The following is a 17406-nucleotide window of genomic DNA, read 5'->3' on the forward strand; positions in this document are numbered from 1 at the left end:
ATTTCGTTATTCTTTTTAAAATGGCTTTGTCTGATTATGCTGTTCTACTAATTGTTCTAACGAATATTGCCCGCTTTGAATATGATCAAACAGCTCTAAAAAATATTTATCTTGTACATCTATCTCTATTCCTTTATCCACATCCATAAAACTGCGAATTTGTGCACCATTGCCGTACATCACTACGATTTGAGATTGTTCATGTTCTAACGCTTGCTGTAGTGCATGTATAGCTGTGGAATGATCGATAGGAAGCATGCCAGACATTTGCTTCATCGAAGAAGTACTTTGTGTATCCATCTGCATCCCTCCTTCTTCCCAAAGAGGCCAATTTATAGATAGTGTATGACCTGTTCGCTTGGCGGTATAGACCAATTTATTCCGATAATGAGCATATTGATCCATAAAAGCATTCGCTGTTGCATAATCGCTCTGTCCTATATTGCCGAGAACACCTGCCAGAGAGGAGAAAAGAACAAAGAAATCCAACTCAAATGATTGACTGTATTGATCTAAATATAACGTTCCATTCACTTTGGCTGCTAACACATGGTTCCATTCTTCAGGCGTTTTTCTAATCATAAAGCTATCTTTTAACACACCTGCACTGTGTATGATTCCATTTAATTGACCGAATTCCATGCGAATTGTGTTCATCAATGCAGATACTTCTTCTTTATTAGCAATATCAGATACATAATAAAAAGCTTGAGCGCCATACGCTTGCAATGTATCTAATTTGATCTGAATATCTTTATCTAATCTAGAGCGACCTGTCATAATCAAAATCGGCTCTGTAACTGTTTGTGCTATATCTTGCGCAATCAGATAACCGATTCCTCCCATTCCACCTGTAATTAAATAGACATTTCGATCTTTCCATGCCTGTTTTACAGAGGTGGCGTTAGGAACAAATTCTTGCCATGTTGAAATATATCTTTGATGATTATGATAAGAAATATGCGTATCGCCTGCACTATCTCTACATTCACATAATTTGTCTACTGGATGAAAAGCAGCAGCTAAAGCGTCTAATTCTATCATCTGTACAATCAACTGCGGCTTTTCTAACTCTGCTGTTTTTAACATAGCTGAAAGCGCAGTATACAGTTGATAGTCCTGATCATTCACCACCACTAATTGTACCAAAATAGAACCTTCCGGCTTGGACTGTAGCAGTTGTTGAACTTGAGTAAATGCTTCTAAAGCTGTTTTTCCAAATCGCTGTTCTAACGGTAGGCTTTCATGACAACCAAGCTGGATGCATAATGCTTCAGGAAGTTCTTGTCGAACCTGTTCAGCTATATGCGCAGAAGGACTACAGATCATAATCATATGTTGCTGAAATGAAATTTCAGGTACTGTGACGATATCTTGCTCCAACCATTCGGGTACTAACATTACAGTTTCTTTAGGATATGATGAAGCTTCCGAATATTCTAAACGTTTGCTAGTAAATCCTTTTAGACTGGCACAGATTTCTCCATTTTCATGACAAATATCAATATCTAATTTCTGTACTTTATCCATCGGATCACTTCCTTCGCTATAACGAATATAAGACCACATCGATGTAGAACATGCACTAAATATCCGAATCTGTTCCAATGCAAATGGCAATCGTGGACGATTTGGTATAGGTGCTGACGTATTATCACTGAAGATCAGACCGATTGAAGCTTGCAATGCTCCATCCATCATACTTGGATGCAGAAGATAGGAAGAAAAAGAATCTTCCAGCGTTGCAGGTAGATTCAATCTGGCTAGAACACCTTTTGTACCTAGTTGTAAAGAAGTAATACTTTGCAATCGATCTCCATAATGCAGACCCATCTGCTCAAACTGCTTATAACATGTAGATGGTAGAATCTCTTCTGTCATAGACTGTTGAATATGAGATAGATCGAGTTCAGGTGCATCTATTAAAGATGATTTGACCGCTCTACCCTGACTATGAATCGTTCTTGCAGTACCTTTTTCTGTATACACTTCATATTGAATATGATTTTCATCTTCTGCATATAACGCAACATGCACAGCTAGCTCTGTTTCTTCTATACGAATTGGTGTTGCCCAGATTATATTTTCTAACGACCACATATTGTGATCTAATGATGCACTTGTTGATTGTGCAATCGCTTCGCGAACCATTTCCAAATAAGCCACTCCTGGCAAAATGGAGGCTTCGTTCACTACATGATCTGCAAAGAAAAACTCTTGACCACTGAAAATAGATGTAAATCGTTGCTCTGATAATTGAGAAGTATTGCGATGTAACAAAGGATGCAAAGCCGTATGATGCATTACTTTTCCTTCATTTAAATGTACCTTTTGCTCTGGTAGCAATGTATTCATCTGTGCAGGCGCTAACCAATATTTTTCTTTTGCAAAAGGATATGCAGGTAAATGAATGATATGGCTTGTGACAGAACGATTGAGCTTGTTCCATCTAATCGGTGCACCTTGTATCCATAATTTTAAAAGAACATCATACTGACCATTTACATAATGCTCATTTACGATCTGTTGCATATGTTCTTCAGAGTCAAAAACAGACGTAATATCAAATAAACGTTTCACAGTCCCTTGATAATTATGAATACTAGAATCCTCAGGTTGTTGAATAAAAGATGATAATTTTTCTTTCAAATCCGCTATTGAGTGTACAATCCAAGCTATACGCTCTTCCATCGCTTCTCTACCTACTTGCAAAGTATAAGCAATATCTGCTAAGGAAACCTCAGACGATACAGTGCTTTCTACAAAAGCAAGTAATTGACGAGCACGTTCAATCAATTGCTCTGACTGACGAGCAGACAATATAATCATTGTTGGTTGAACATCAATAGGTTCGGACTGTGGTTGTTGCTCAATCTGCTGTGCGATATATTCTTCTAAAATGACATGCGCATTAGAACCACCTGCACCAAAAGAAGAAATTCCAGCAATACGCGGCACTTCTTTTGATTGACCGTTGATATGAATATGCGGTCTTTTCCAATCTGACAAATGTTGCTGAACAACAAAAGGCGTCTGCGCAAATGGGATCTCTGGATTAAGTGTACTGGCATGTAATGTAGGCACTATTTTTTGATGTTTCATTTGCAAAATAATTTTGGTGACTCCTGCAATACCTGCCGCTGATTCAAGATGTCCCATATTGCTTTTGACAGAACCGATTGCACAATATTGTTGCTGTTGAGTATCTATACGGAATGCTTTAGTTAAGCCGGATACTTCAATAGGATCACCTAGTGATGTACCTGTACCATGAGCTTCAATATAACTAATTTCCTCGGCATGAATGCCTGCTTGATCCATCGTATCTCGAATCAGATTAGCTTGAGCTGTCGGATTAGGAACCATATAGCCATTGGTTTTGCCACCATGATTAATACCTGTTCCGCGAATAATAGCATGAATGGCATCTCCATCTGCTATAGCTTTTGAAAGTGGCTTGAGTAGCAATACCCCTACACCTTCGCCCGGTACAAATCCATCTGCTTGCTCTGCAAAACTTTTGCATTTATGATCTGCTGCCAGCATCTGTTGAGCACATAGACCAATATAATTAGATGGATGTAAATATAGGTTCACCCCTCCAGCAATCGCTAATTCGCAAGCTCCACTACGTATACTTTCACAAGCTTCGTGAATTGCTGTTAACGAAGAAGAACACATCGTATCTACTGGCTTACTAGGCCCATACAGATCAAGCAAATATGATACCCGATTCGCTACGGAGCTAAATGAAGTCATTGGAAATAAATCACTTCCCTGCTTCCATAGCTCTGGCCCGTACAAGTTATAGCCTGTTTTGGTAATACCGGCGAATACACCGACTTTGCTGTGATAGTGTTCTGCCAGCTTTTGCCGAGTATGCCCGGCGTCTTCTAACGATTCCCATACAGATTGCAGAAAAATGCGTTCCTGTGGGTCCATATTGATTGCTTCTCGTGGCGATAGCTTGAAAAACAAAGGATCAAAATCTGCAAATCCATTGATAAATCCGCCCCATTTGCTATAACTTTGTCCTTGAGCTGCTGCACGCTTACGATCAGCATTATAAAATCCTTCAATAGACCAGCGTTCTTCAGGTATTTCGCTAATACAATCTATTCCATGTTCAAGGTTGTGCCAGTATTGCTCCAAATTATCTGCTTGTGGATAGCGTCCACTCATACCAATAATCGCTATCGGCTCTTGTTGCGATATCGGTGGAGTGGGTTGAACTGAAACCACTGATTGGCCTATAGGTGATACTTTTGATTGCGATACTGTTGGTTCTGGTGCTATTGATTCTGGTGCTTTTACTTCTTGTACAGGCATTTTTAATGGACGATAATTTTTATCTGCAATCACTTGAGAGCTATCGTTAGTGAACGATGCAGTTGCAGATACGGTTGTTGCAGGAGAATGCTTAATCTCCAATAATTCAATCAGTTGTTGCTGATGTTCTTTTATAAAATACTGGATAAGCGCTACCAAAGACTGATGTTCAAAAAACAAAGTGCTACTAATCGGATCAAAATGTTTACGAAGCTTATTGGTTAACTGCACTATCAATATAGAATCAATCCCGTATTTCTCTAGCGGTTCTGAGATATCAATCTGTTCATAAGGAAGCTTGACGAGTTCCCCGATTAATTGTTGAAAATAAGGCTTACTGTGTTGCAGTAGTATTTCTTCAGTAATCGGTTCTGGAGTAGCTGGCTTAGCACTCACATAAATCTTTTCTTGCTTTTGTTCTTGTTCTTGTGAATGATAGATCTCTTTGGCTGTAGATGTAGTATCTATGGTCTGGACTCGTTCCTCTGCCTTGTGATTTTTACTGTCATATATAGGATTACTTGATTGAGATCGTGGTAACCGAATCAATCCATGACTAGCTGCTACAACAATTTGTTGCCCTAACGGTTCAGCATATTGCGCAGGGAATGTCACTGTATGAAAACCTGTATATTCAAGAGTGTTACGCCAGTGATGTTGATCTAGTATAGGCGATCCTGGAATACGTATAGAAGCATCTTCATACATCCACCAACCTTCTAACAATCCAAAAGTAAGATGACTAAACAATGTGCTACGATTGAGTTCATTTAACAATAACAATCCATTCTGTTTTAAAAGAGAATGAATATGTTTGGATGTACGTTTAATATTTTGTGTAGCATGTAGCACATTTGCAGCAATAACGATATCATAGCTACCTATCGCTAGTGATTGTTCTTGCGCTGGTTTTTCAATATTAAATAGCTGATAGTTAAGATAAGGATAATCTTGACCAAACATCATTTCTGCTCGATTCAAAAAAGCCTTCGACAGATCTGTATATGCATATTCTGCAATAGAGTCTGTATAAGGCTTTAATTTTTTCAAGACGATAGCACTTGTTCCTCCGGTACCTGCTCCTGCTTCCAAGATACGAATAGACGCAGATGGATCATTTTGCAATCTTGCTTGAATATAAGACACAATAGTATCTGCTAGCTTTTCGTTAAAATAATCTGCAACCGCATTGTTTTTATACAAATTCTCAAGTAAAGACATCGAAGCATCCGGGAACATAATATCTGTAGCTAACACCTTACCCTGAATAATATCAGGAAGATGCTTCAACATCGTATCTACCAATACCACTTGTGCTTGTAGATCAGGATGCTGACTCCATACTTCTTTTCTCTGTTGCCATTGACTCCACATCTGTTCAATAGCTCCATAGGAATCATCTATATTTTTTTGTTTTAATATCCATCGACTGCTTTCTAGCCAGCGTTCATATACAGGCACAATATTATTATTATGCTCCAAGCACTGTGCCTGTTGTAACTGAACATACAATAGATGCGCTAACAATGTTTCTAATTCTCGATCAAATATTTGCATCGTTTGTATCAGAGAATTTACCTTAGAATCATCCGTATGACCACGTTGTAATGATTCTATAGCAACAGCTTCCACTTTCGGTGCAATCCATAATTTCTCATCTGAATGTGTATTGAGGACTGCATCCGGTTGAGTCGTATGAATAAAAGCCATATGATCGATAGGATTACCCACTAGATATTCAACAGCTTGCATAGCCTCAGACGGCTCTATAAATCCTATTCCTGATTGTATTAATCGTTGCTTGAAAGCAGAAGGCACTTTCTCCGCAATTCCAATATCGCCCCAGTATCCCCAACTCATGACTTTAATCGGAAATTCAAATGCTCTTCTCATCTCATGCGCAAATGTATCTGTAAAAGTACAACCTGCCGCATAACTACTCTGACCGATCGGCTTACTAAATGAACTCATCGAAGAAAAGAATAGAACAATGTCTAATGGTTCTTTTGCAAATACTTGCATCATAGCAAGACTGATATCTATTTTGGCAGACAGACTGTTTTGAAAATGATCTTCTTCCATATGACTCAGGCTAGCATCCATAATTCCTACTGCCGAATGGATAATCCCATTAATCGACGAATACGATTGTTTAATCATTCGGTAAGCTTCTGTTAGGCTTTGTAGATCAGATGCGTCGGCAGTGATATAGAGAGGTGCGATTCCCTGCTGACCTAAGCGATCGATCTTGTCTTGAATTTGTGAATTCAGTGGTCGTCTACCTATCCAGATCATTTGTGCGTTATACGTCTGAATCATATACTGACTCCATACTTCACCAATTCCACCTGCTCCACCAATAACAACATAGACTCCATTCTGTTGAAAATAAGTGGATGATTCTTCTTTGGCATCAACTACCATTAACTGTTGACGATACCACTGATGTTCACGATACATCCATGTATTGCCTTCCGGATCAACAGGTAAAGTCAATATATCATGAGCAACCACATTCATATTCTCTTCCAAATCCACATGATGGATATTCCAATTTGAATATTCTTTGGCCATAGAACCGACCAGACCTGCAATCCCTGCATGTTCTGCATAAGCCTTTTCTGCTATGGATAAGGATTGCGTCTGTGCAGTCACAATAGTCCATGATAGATCTTTTTCTCCATATCCTAACTGCAACAATGATTTCAATATGCGGAACACTTGTAATATTCCTTTAGCAGGTTGCTGTACAGGCACATGTAAAAGATCAAGTTGAACGGTATTAGGTACAGACCATATGATATGATCGATTGCAGGTTCTTTTTCTAACAGAGCAACGATCTGCTCGACATCGGCATCTATTGCTAATTGTGCATAGCGGATATGTGGATAATCCTGAATGAGATTCAACCACAATGCTGGACTCTCTCCTATGCATAGAATATGTGTTGAAGACTCCATATGAGAGGCTGTATATTCAGGAATAACACTATCCCATACAGGATATTGCATCAATGCACCGACAGATGGAGCGCTATCAGTATGCTGTAGCTGATCTTGATTAGGGCTTAAATGAATAATATTCAGACCTTTGATCTCAATACAGATCTGTCCGTGTTCGTTATAGAGATCGATATCTACTTTGTCCAAAGAACTCTGATGTTCTACCGTATCTTGATAACGTACCCAGACCCACATTTTAGATGTGCAAGGTTGATATATGTTCATTTGATCCAAAGCAAATGGAGTCACCGATTCATATCCTAGCGAAGGTAATCCGATACATGCTTGAATAGCGGCATCCATCATACTTGGATGTAATATATATTGTTCTGCTGTATGTGATACCGTTGATGGTAATAACAATTGAGCGATCGCTTGCTGATGTCCGATATAGATGTTTTGTATAGCTTGTTGAGCAGGGCCATATGAGAGCCCTACTTGTTGGAAAGAAGCATAACATTCTGCTGCTGTAATCTTGTGCTGGTCACAACTTTCAACAAGAGAAGCGATATTGATTTCTTTGTATTCTTTTTCAGTTGGAACAACTGTTACTGTTCCCTGACTATACAGAGTAGTTAGCATATCCTCTTGCTGACTATAGATTTCATAATTCAGTAGCTGATTCTCTTGCGGGATCAACTGAATATGAATCTGTACAGGTTGCTGATCTACAGCTATCGGACGTACCCAGGTGACATTTTGCAAAACGATCATCGATAGATCGTGCTTAGTAAGTTCCATCGCTTGTACGACAGAAGCCCGTACCATTTCCAAGTAAGCAACGCCCGGTAATATCTTCTGACCTTTAATCACATGATCCTTCAGGAAAAATTCTTCCCCTGTAAATGTAGATGTGAATCTCTGCTGAGTCAGTGTAGATGTATTATGATGAAGCAATGGATGGATCATATGCATATGGGATGAATTGGCTATCGCATATGAATTAGAATCTACTTTTGATCGGTTAGGAATCCAATACCGTGTACGTTCAAAAGCATAGGTCGGCAAACTAATTCGTTGTAATGAACGATGGATATACAAGGTTGACCAATCAATATCCATCCCTTTCACCCATAGTTTTAACAATTTATGATATTTGCCTTTTTCGAGCCAGCGTTGTACGGTTTCTTGCATATCTTCATCTGCTGTTAGAAATTCAAGCACTTCCTGATCTCGTTTAACTTGTCCAGTATAAATATCCTCGTTCCATGAAGAATCATCTTGCTCAATATATTTATTTAATAGAGTGACAAGTTCGTTGATCGAAGAGACACGCATAGCCAACCTTTCTTCCATCGCTTCTCTACCGACTTGCAATGTGTAAGCAATCCGCTCTAACTCATGATCAGTATATTGATCAGACTGCATAGCTGTTCGTAATTGCTTGGCTTGTTCTCGTAAACGTTGTTCAGTTCGTGCAGATAATACAATACATACTGGTTCTTCATATCTAGTTGCTATAACTTGATCTGTAGAAGAAAATATATACTCTTCCACCAATACATGAGTATTCACACCGCCAAATCCAAACGAACTAACTCCTGCTCGACGTGGCAATATATTTCCTTCTTGATCCTCTAAAGGTGTCCACGGTCGGTTTGTATCCACCACATAAAATGGACTCTGATCTAGTTGGATATAAGGATTTAGCTGTTCAAAATGTACTGTTTTTACCAGTGTTTTATATTTCATTTGTAATAACACTTTAATGATTCCTGCAATACCGGCTGCTAATTCCAAATGTCCAATATTGGTCTTGATAGATCCTAATCCACATGTGGCTGTATTCAGCGTAGCATCATAACCTAATTCATTGAATGCCATCTTCAGACCATTGATCTCAATCGGATCACCTAGTGGAGTACCTGTTCCATGAGCTTCAATATAGCTGATCGTTGCCGGATCAATATGAGCACGACTATAGACTGATTTGATCAAATCAGCTTGAGCTCTTGGATTAGGTGCAGTCAACGAGGTAGCTCTTCCGCCGTGATTTTCATTTGTACCACGAATCAATCCATAGATATGATCGCCTGCTTGCTCGGCATCTTTTAAGCGTTTGACAAAAATCATCCCTACGCCTTCTCCGCGCACATAACCGTTAACTTGATCCGAAAACGTTTTGCAACGACCATCCTGACTTAACATGCCTGCTTTGTTAAAGCTAATATGATAATCAGGATCAAGAATAGTGTTGACTCCACCTACTACTGCGGTATCACAATCTCCGTTATGAATCGCTTGTACCGCTCGATGAAGAGCTACAAGAGAACTTGAACATGCTGTTTCGATAGGTTCACTCGGGCCATTGACATTTAGAAAAAAGCTCATTCGATTCGGTCCTACAGATGATACACTACCTGTCGATGAATATCCTTCAATCTCTGTATCTGCTTGAGATAGAAGATGACTATACCCACTATTAGCAGTACCTACAAAAATCCCCATTTTGCTACCGGACAGAGTAGAAGGTGCATAACCTGCATCTTCTATCGCTTTCCAGATATACATCATCATTAGACGCTGTTGTGGGTCCATTAATTCTGCTTCACGAGGAGAAATACCAAAAAACATCGGATCAAAATCGGCTACTCCGTCTATAAAACTTCCCCATTTGATATTTGTTTTGTTCTTTTCTTGATACGGGTCACCATAATAAGCTTTCCAATCCCAACGATCCGCAGGAATTTCGGAAATGCAATCTTTACCTTCTATTAAATTTTCCCAGAGTTCATGAATATCGTCTGCCATCGGGAATCTACCGCTTATGCCTATAATCGCTACAGGGTCTAGACTTTGATCTGTTTCTGTAGAAGAGACAGGTTCATGTACTGGTTCTGCTGCCTTTTGAAAACGTGAGCGTGCTTGAGCAATTGCCTCACTCTTGGTCGATTTCACTTTTTGGTCAAGTTCGGTATTTACTACTTTCGCCGAATCCGAAGCAACAGACGTTTTTCTTTGAACATTTGGCATAAATATAGATGTTAACTGTTCTGAATACGAAGTTATCAAATGTCTGGCTAATGTATAAATAGTTGAATACTCGAAAAAGACAGTTGGCGTTAAGTCCAATTGATATTTATCATTTAACTGGTTCGAGAAGTCTGTAAATGAGATCGAATCAAATCCATATTCACTTAACTCGACATCAGGATAAATGTCTTTTGGACTTACTTTCAGCATATGAGAAACGATATGAATTAGAGCAGACTGCATTTTCTCGATCAGTATAGTCTGGTTGGTTTCAGCTTTAGTATTGATTGATTGCTCTTGTATCGATGTATCTTGATCATTATGCGGAACAGTAGATGTATCCTGCTTCGTTAATCGTTTTGATCTAGCAGGTTGTAATAACGATTGAAGCTTATCCGTATCCCCATACATCACGACAACCTGATCTTGTTGACTTTGCATTGCTTGATAAAATAACTGCATACCTGTAGCAGTATCCATAGGGATCATACCTAGTTTGTTTTGAATTCGTGTACGTTCTGCGGTATTTACCTGCATACCTCCATCTTCCCAAAGTGGAAAATTAAGCGATAATGTCTTACCTGAACGCTGTTGATAGATTACTTTGCGATTACGCTCGGAAGCAAATAGATCTATAAAAGCATTCGCCGCTGCATAATCAGCTTGACCGGGATTGCCTATCACTGAAGCTAAAGAAGAGAACAACACAAAAAAATCAAGTTGCATCTCTGCGCTGACTTGATCTAGTAATAATGTTCCTTGAACTTTAGGAGCCAATACTTCTTCGATTTCTTCGTTTACTTTGTGCTGAATATAATGATCTCGATGGACACCTGCACTATGAATAATGCCATGTAATTCACCACAGATCGAGCGAATTTGATACATCATAGTATTCACATCTTCTGCTATCGTAATGTCTGCTACGATATAGTGAATTTGAGCTTGATGATCTTGTAATTGGTCTAACTTTTCTTGCATCACATGATCCAGCGGTGAACGCCCTACAATAATAATCGTTGCTTGATGCGTCTGTTGAATAATCTCCTGCGCAAAAATAAAGCCAAGACCTCCAAGGCCTCCTGTAATTAAATAATGACCCTGATCTTTCCATAGAATCTGTGGAGAATTGGATAATGGAGATTCCCACTTCTTCCAATCACGTACATAACGAATCTCATCTTCATAACGTACAATTGCAACCGACTCATGACGATTTTGTTTGATTTTGCTTATTATCCCTGTAGCTGTTTCTTGAAGGTTCATTTGAATACAATGTGCTTGCAACTTGCTGTATTCTTGTTGAGCCGTCTGTAGTGTCGCAGCTAATCCAAGTAACATCTGATACTTTCCTTTATTAGGTACGATCAGTTGAAGCAATATCTTTTCCGAAGAAGTAGACAGCGATTGTTTGAGCAGGTCTATCAGTTGCACAGTACAACTTGTAAATAAATGAGCATTCTGTTCTTCTTCGGTGAGATAGGCAACCTCTTCTTCTTGTAAAATAACACAGTGTACATCTGGAAACTGTGTACGAATCTCTTCATATCTAGCAGCAAAAGGTGGAGATAATACTACGATATGATGAATATTTTTATCATTATGAACAGAATCTTGTAAGTCGGATATGACTGGATATTCTGTCCAAGTTGGTGTTAGTAATACAGAATCATGATGATGTGAAGAAGATGTTACTGTATGCTCTAATGTTCTAGCCGTAAATCCATGAAAACGAACACAGACATTTCTTTCATCATCGCACAGATCAATATCCAATTTATGAACTTTATCATTCGCTGTACTGCCAGCACTGTATCTTGCCCATACCCACATTTCTGGAAGACATGGCTGAAATATCTCTAACTTCTGCAACGTAAATGGAAGTGTAGATTTGCCTTGATATGCCGGATTGCTTACCGTTCCTATCGTATAGCCTATCGCTACTTGTAAAGCAGAATCCATCATACTAGGATGCAATTGATATGATTCCTGATCAGGTAACTGACTCACAGGCATTTTAAGGCGCGCCAATACGTCATGATCATTTGTGGTTTTTGTATAGACGACTTCTATTCCTTTTAAGCTGTTCCCTAATGCTATTCCATTTTTCTGTGATTGCTCATAAAATTGTTTAGCACTTATAGGATTGATTGAATACTGATGTTGCAGATCAGCAATGTCTATAGCTACTGGCTGTGTATTGTCTATAATAGATGCTGATCCTTGACTGTATACAAGACGCTCTCTATTGGCTGTTGCATCGCTATAAATCTCAAAAGACAGCTCGCCATTGGATTCGACATATAGATCAATATGAGCTATGAATGGCTCGACTTCCAGACGTAAAGGACTGGCCCACACGATATTTTTAAGTTGTATCATTTGATCTTCAGCAATTCCACCTACTGCTTCTGTAACAGCTATGCGTATCCATTCCAGATGCGCAACGCCTGGTAAGACCTTATCACCTTGTACAATATGATCCTGGAAAAAGAACTCATTGCCTGTAAAGGTAGAACTATATTTTTGTTGTTGCAAGTCTGACGTATTTCGGTGCATCAATGGATGAATAGATTCAACAACTACTGCTTGAGAAGAGGTGAAGCCTTTTTGTTGTGCAGGCGTAGTCGGAACCCAGTATTGATTTTTGGCAAACGGATACGTTGGAAGCGGTATTCGTTGTTGTTCTTTTTTCACAAAAATATCGCCCATATTACCGTCATATCCTTGTATAAATACTTCTTTTACAGCAGATAGATATTCAAGATAAGAAGGATCTTGTCTACTTTGTTGACACTTCTGAATACAGTCTTCTGCATACTTTTTGAATGAAAGTTGTTCACGGTTCTCACTTCGGTTCACTTGCCCAACAGTTACCTGAGAAGATTGTCCTTGCTCCAACCATTGCTGTAGACATGTAGTCAATTCTTGCTGGTTGTGTACAATACAAGCCAAACGGTGATTCAAATGCTGTCTACCACTTAATAGCGTGTAACTAATCGCAGCACAATCTGCTGTATGATTCATATTCCAATATAGTAATTGTTGTGCTTGTAGGCGTAATTGTTGCTCGGTACGCGCAGATAATACGATCAGATATCCAGCTTTGGATACATGAAAGGGTTGCAAATGCTGTGGTGCTTCTTCGATCACCATATGAGCATTCGTTCCGCTAAATCCAAATGAGCTAATCGCCGCACGTCGCACTTGACCGCTTGGAACTTCCCAATCTTTGGTCGCCGTATTTACATAAAAAGGGCTGTCTGCAAAAGAAATACCTGGATTACCGTGTTCCAAATGTAAAGAAGCTGGAATTTGTTTGTTTTTCAGTGATAGCACTATTTTGAGAACACCGGCAATACCTGCTGCTGTCGCCAAATGTCCGATATTGGTTTTGATAGAACCGATTGCGCAATATTGTTGTTCATTTGTATAGGCGCTAAAAGCTTTTGTTAATGCTTGATATTCAATAGGATCGCCTAACTTAGTTCCAGTACCATGAGCTTCTACCATTTGAATATGAGCTGGATTAATAGCGAAAGAATCATAGACTTGTTGTTCTAATCTAGTCTGAGATTTGGCACTTGGTGCTGTTATTCCATTAGTTGTACCATCTTGATTGATTCCACTTCCCTGTATTACACCATAAATATGATCTCCATCATTTATCGCTTCTTGCAGACGTTTTAATACAATCGTGCCTGCTCCTTCTCCGGGAACAAACCCGTCTGCTCTCTCATCAAATGTATGACATTTTCCTTGAAGAGATAACATACCTGCCCGATTAGAATCCAGATAAAATTGAGGTGTAGATTGGAGAAACACACCACCGGCTAACGCCATATTAATTTCATTTCCCCATAACGCCTGACAAGCCAAATGAATCGCAACTAATGAGCTAGAACAAGCTGTATCTACAGCAATAGCAGGCCCTTGCAAATCCAAGTAATAAGCAATACGGGCAGGGATAATAGACCCTGCTTTGCCCCAAAACGATTGAGGTGGTGGATTTTCACCCACTAATGTCTGATAATCACTGCTGGTGCAACCTACATAAACACCGCATTTTTGCTCTTTGATCGAATGACCTGCATAACCTGCATCTTCTAAAGCTTTCCATGATTCTTCTAAAAAAATACGTTGCTGCGGGTCCATATAGATTGCTTCTTGTCCTGAAATATTAAAAAATAGCGGATCAAATGTGCTGATATCATCTAAAAAGCTACCTTGATCACAATATTGTTTATCCTTATCGTAATAGCTGGATAAATCCCAACGAGATACACTTTGAATCAGATCTGTTCCTTGTTGCAAATGTTCCCACAATTCATCAGGAGTATTACAACCTGCAAAACGTCCACTGATCCCTATAATCGCTATAGGTTCGCGTGAGTTTCGATCCTGATTGGAAGACGGCACTGGATCATTCTGTGGTGAGCCTTGATATTGCCATTCTTCTGGAATCGTAACTACAATTTTGCCGATATTTTCGCGATTTTCAATATTCCGATAAGCTGCTTGTAATTGATCAAATCTAAATAGTTGACCGATATGAGGAACTATCACTCCTTTTTCGATCCAATCGACCATTTCCTGATAATAATCTACTAATCGTTCAGGTTGCTCCAAGCTTAATTTTCTCAAGTCTAAGCTATAAAAAGATTGATTCGATCCCATCTGAGAGAGATCAATCGCTTTGGCACTTTTCAAAGCAGTCATCGCGATTTCGATATAACTTCCATTGGAAGCCAGACTATTTAATCCTTTTTGCAAAGCATCGCCTGATAAAGTATTCAGGATCATATCAACACCTTGACCATTGGTAAGCTGTCTAATCTGTTGTTCAAAATCAACTTCTCTATAATTGATCACATGATCTACACCAATCGATAATAGATAATCCAACTTGTGCTGTGAACCTGCTGTGGCATAGATCTCAGCTCCATAGTGTTTAGCTAGCTGAATAGCGATCAATCCGACTCCGCCAGTAGCAGTCTGAATTAATATCCGTTGTTTTGGCTTGATCTGTACTTTACGAAAAGCCGCAATAACTGTCATCGCTACAACCGGTAAAGAACAAGCTTCAGCGAAAGAAAGAGCAGATGGTTTGACAAATACTTGAGATGCTTTGCATGTAATAGCTGTTGCATGTGCACCCATATGTTCACTCGCAAAAAAGACAACTTCTTCTCCAGCATGAATATGTGTAACACGATCACCAACATCAACCACAATTCCAGATGCTTCAAAGCCAGGAGTAAATGGATAAGGAGGCATCGTAGGATACATCCCTTTTACACTTAATAAATCACCAAAATTTAAAGAAAACGCGCGTACAGCGATACGAACTTCATCTTCTTTAAGTGCTGGTACTTCCTGCGCTTGAATAGATAATTCTTGGATATCGGACGGTCGATGAAGTACAACTTGATAAAAAGATGAAGCAGAAACATTCTGAGCTTTGGTATAATTCTCTGAAAATGTATGATGTTCAGACGAAAAATGATCGGTATTGGAATCTTTTAACGTTTCGATAGGCGTATCCAATTTTTGAGGTGTTGTATTCTTTTCAACCGTTGGTACCTGTTTATTATCTTCAGACGATTCTTTTATATTCTGGAGCATTTGTTTGAAATGAGCAGAATGTTCTTCTAGCAGATACTCTACTAACAAATCAACATTGTTATAGTCAAACAATACCGTAGTCTGTAGAGATAATTGTCCTCGCTTATTGATTACATTTACCAAGTGCACAGCAATAATAGAATCAACACCATATTCAGCAAAACTACGATTATTCTGGATGCGATCGGTACTTATTTTGAGATCTTCTGCTATACTTCCACGCACAATATCACTAACGAAATCGTATACAGACTGATCGGTTACAGCACTAATATCAGCATGTTCTCCAGGTTGTTGTGTTGGGATATGTTGTGGTGGTGGAGTTAGAGGTACATCCACCTCTGTTACTGTATGTTTAGCATGAATAACAATTCCATCGCTTTGAGAAGCAATCACCTGTTGCTTGAACATAAGAGCTTCTGAGGCAGGATATGTAATCGAATGAAAACCTTCACGTTTTAATATTTTTTTCCAAGAATCCACGGATAATGCAGGTGAACCACTAATACGCAAAGCTTCGTCTTCATAAGCCCACCAACCTTCCAGTAGTCCAAATGTGAGATGGTTGATTAACGATTTATCTGTGATTTCATTCACAAGCAACATGCCATTTTTCTTAAGCGCTGTTTTCACAGTTTGTAACGTATGACGGATATTTTTTGTCGTATGCAGAACATTGCTGGCAATAATAAGATCATAGGCGCCTAGATCTACATCCTGACTAGCAAATGACTTTTTCAAATCAATAATTTGATAGTTCAAATAAGGAACAGATGGGCCATATTTTTGTTCTGCATGCATTAGAAATGCTTTTGAAATATCACTGTAAACATATTCCTGGATATGACGTTCCCATACTTTTAAATGTTCAAATACCACTTCACTTGTTCCGCCTGTACCTGCCCCGATTTCTAAAATGCGTACTTTTTTGCCAGCTTGTGCACATTTCTCAACATAGGTAGACACAGACTCTGCCAGTACAGTATTAAAATAATCCGCAGTCGAATGATATTTGTATATCCCTTCTACCAGATGCATAGATGATTCAGGAAACATAATTTCTGTAGCTAATTTGTCTCCATGCAAAATCGAAGGCAAACTACGTAACATACGGTCTACTAGCTTTACTTGCGCTTGAAGATCAGGATTTTGTAACCAGCTTGTCAGTTGTTGATCCCATTTCTCCCAATAGGTATTGACCATCTGTTTATATAAGTTCGTATCGATTAAACGATCGGTATCTACAGGTAAAAATTGAACTTGCGCTTGAAGCATAGCGATACTTTCGACTAACCATTTAGGATAAAACGATAGTGTTCCTTTTTTCCAGACAAAATCTTTATCCAAGCAACCTACAGCATGCAATTGACACCATAATAATTGGATTAAAAGCTCATTGACAGCTTCCATTTGTTGATTCGCTGATTCCATCATCTTGAAGTTTTTCATGTCTGAGCACTCCTTTTTATTGCAACC

Annotated in this window: 1 protein-coding gene; it reads right to left on the reverse strand. The window is 39.0% G+C overall.

The features are described from left to right. Positions 1-15: 15 nt before the first annotated feature. Entirely contained in the window at positions 16-17379 is a 17364-nt protein-coding gene (locus PQ460_RS12835) for an SDR family NAD(P)-dependent oxidoreductase (protein WP_274170027.1), read from the reverse strand. Positions 17380-17406: the final 27 nt, after the last annotated feature.

It is taken from the genome of Paenibacillus sp. KACC 21273, from assembly GCF_028736095.1.
GTDB lineage: Bacteria > Bacillota > Bacilli > Paenibacillales > Paenibacillaceae > Saccharibacillus > Saccharibacillus kyungheensis.

Coding starts and splice junctions, on each gene's coding strand:
- PQ460_RS12835 (WP_274170027.1), bottom strand. CDS start 17,379: ATGAAAAACTTCAAGATGATGGAATCAGCGAATCAACAAATGGAAGCT.